Raw genomic sequence first — 2,531 nt, 5'->3', positions numbered from 1 at the left:
ATCACTAGCCATTATCCGATCAAGAATGATCAGCGCATCATGTGGCCCAACAAGCCCCTCAACATTGATTGTACCCGGCACTAATTCAGCATCGGCAGCCAGATTGCGCCAAATAGATTTTAGTGCCTCCGTGCGATTGTTGCCTATTGGCATTGCCGTGATCAAGCCTTTAGCCTTTGCCATGGCGATGATCTGCCGCATCATCCGCTCGGCATCGGCAACCCTGTCGACCTCCTTCCGGAGATAATCAGTGACCATGCGGCTGGCGTTGCGTAGCGACAAGGTTGCAGTTGCCTGGACGATTTTCCGCTTGCCGATTCCGCTGTACATTTCCATTCCGGGCGGAAGAATGCCGTTTTCCGCAGCAAGGATCGTCGCCCGCTGGCTTGCGATCTCACCCGCAAACATGATTCGATTGCTTTCGAGAATTTTTTCCAGTTTCGTCAGCCACATTTTGACTTTTTCATCAAATGTGGAATCATGCCGCTGCTGCACGTCAACCAGCCCGGAAACGTTGTTCAGCATGCGCTGTATTTCTTCGATATTGACAATGCGTAACATGGCTACCCTATGACCAGACGATCTTTTCCCCCTTCATCTGTTTCGATGGAAGTCCATTCAAAAGCTTCTTCCGAAATCTTCAGATGTAGACGGGTAATGACCTCACTAGGACCGGCCTCGCGTATTTCTCCGGTCGTGACAAGAACATTGAGCCGTGTAGATGGCTTGATGATCCTCAACAACTCAACCCGCAGGGTGTCTTTGAGTGTTTCCAGAAACTCCGCACGCTTTTCGGGCTTGATCAACTCGCCCAGACTCCTCACTGCATTGGCTGTAAAGTCGTCGGCCACCCGGTTGGCTTCAATGGCTGTATCTTTGGGCCTGGTCAGCGCCGCGGTTCGACGGTCGAGTACTGTCTCGATCCTTTTTTTGTCGGCAGCACTCATCATGACACGCTCTTTTGTAATGACTGCCTCGAATACTTTATCAAACACCTTGCGAATTTCAGCGATGGGAGGTGTGCCGTGGGAAGATTCGCCGAAAGGCGAATCTTCCAGTCCCTTTACGACAACAGGTACGTCTATCTCCACATCGGGCATGCGGAAGCGCGGGACAGGCATGCTGCGCAGCAAAGGATGGTCGGCATACAACTCGGCTATCCTGACGGATTCGATATCCGCCTGCATTCTTGCTATTGCTATCTCAGACAAGAGATGACCGATATAATCACCAAGTTTTGGCATTTTTTCTCCAATAAATTATTATCCTGCAAACATCCCTTCAGTACCCGAGACCTGCAGCCAATTACATGACATGGCTTGAAATGCCGCCGGCACGCACATATACGGGGTCTATAATTCCAGCAAATGAAGGCTACTAAGCCGTTGTGGCGGGTGTTGAAGTAATGGCACCCTCAAGTATCCCCAGCATCTTCTCCATACCTGCCGGCATTTCATCCTGAACCACTTTGACATGTATCGCCAGCGAGTAGGTTCGGTTAACGGAATTGCCTTCCTGCGTCGTGCGCTGGAACGAGGTCGAAACTTTCAGTTTTGCCGAGCCCCACAACCAGCCGGCTTTCGCTTCTAGGGATGAGTTTATTTTTAGATCCGTATTGGTTTTGCGATATTCGACTGAATTGATTTTCGCATTGAAATCGACAGTTGCAAACTCGATGCGGATAAATGGAATCGGCAGAATCGTCAGGATAGGCACCTTCAGTTCCTGCGTCTCATATACAGCCGGAACCGCTGGGGACGCATTCACTGGCGGCGTCGCCGTCAGATCGGCTTGAACGGCCGGCACATAGGGCCTCAGTTCCTTGGGATATTTGAAAGATACATAGATAGGTTCTTCCGTCGATGTGTCGCCACCGGCCTCCTGCTCGGCGTTCGGTTTTTTAAAGCCCACTTCCTTAATGAAGTTGACTGTTGACATCGCAGCCTGTGCCTGAGCGTTGACGACCGCTATCAAAGGACCGCCTATCATCGATTCAAAATCAATGCTTGATAATTCCTGACCTGGACTTGGCATAACTTTACCTCCTGAATTATTATTGATAAGGTATTGCTGTTGATGAGTTGGAGTATATGGGGGATGTTTTTGCCTGTCAAGGGATAATATTCATTCGACAGGATTAATTCCCATAGCGACGTGTAAGGATTATAACGGGTTTTATTATCACAATATTTGCCGGGATTGGTGGGAAAAGGACCGGACATACCTGTAAGGACTAGGGGGACTAGGACTATAGGGGACTAGGGGACGCCCTTAAATAATTAAGTTTACAGGATAGATGTTTTTATGTAGGAGGCCTTTCATGCCTGGATCAGCGAGATTAGACCCTCCCGCCGCCCTTCATCACATTATGATCCGGGGGATCGAGCGCAGACAAATATTTCGAGACGATGCCGACCGGGAGGATTTTCTTTCGCGCCTGGAGAGGCTTCTGCCCGTGACGGGGATATCCTGTTTTGCTTGGGCGCTGATTCCCAATCATGCTCATTTTCTTTTTCGCACCAGCAATGTAC

At 49.7% G+C, this 2,531-nt stretch carries 4 protein-coding genes; all 4 read right to left on the bottom strand.

Features of this window, described 5'->3' with window-relative positions:
• Positions 1 to 561, bottom strand: a 561-nt coding sequence (locus tag WC359_15625; protein MFA5401882.1) for a hypothetical protein, incomplete at its 3' end; no start/stop codon positions are given.
• A 2-nt stretch (positions 562 to 563) separates the two neighbouring features.
• A complete protein-coding gene (locus WC359_15620; GenBank protein ID MFA5401881.1) occupies positions 564 to 1,244 on the bottom strand; it encodes a hypothetical protein in 681 nt (226 codons plus the stop codon).
• Between the two features lie 133 nt (positions 1,245 to 1,377).
• The gene (locus tag WC359_15615; GenBank protein ID MFA5401880.1) at positions 1,378 to 2,034 is read right to left on the bottom strand and encodes a DUF2589 domain-containing protein; all 657 of its coding nucleotides are present in this window, start codon (positions 2,032 to 2,034) and stop codon (positions 1,378 to 1,380) included.
• A gap of 304 nt (positions 2,035 to 2,338) precedes the next feature.
• On the bottom strand, positions 2,339 to 2,531 hold a 193-nt coding region (locus tag WC359_15610), incomplete at its 5' end, for a hypothetical protein (GenBank protein MFA5401879.1).

This window comes from Dehalococcoidia bacterium (assembly GCA_041653995.1).
GTDB lineage: Bacteria > Chloroflexota > Dehalococcoidia > GIF9 > UBA5629 > CAIMUM01.
Note: the sequence above shows the minus strand (reverse complement) of the source record. Positions and strands in the feature narration are given on the sequence as shown.

Coding starts and splice junctions, on each gene's coding strand:
- WC359_15620 (MFA5401881.1), bottom strand. CDS start 1,244: ATGCCAAAACTTGGTGATTATATCGGTCATCTCTTGTCTGAGATAGCA.
- WC359_15615 (MFA5401880.1), bottom strand. CDS start 2,034: ATGCCAAGTCCAGGTCAGGAATTATCAAGCATTGATTTTGAATCGATG.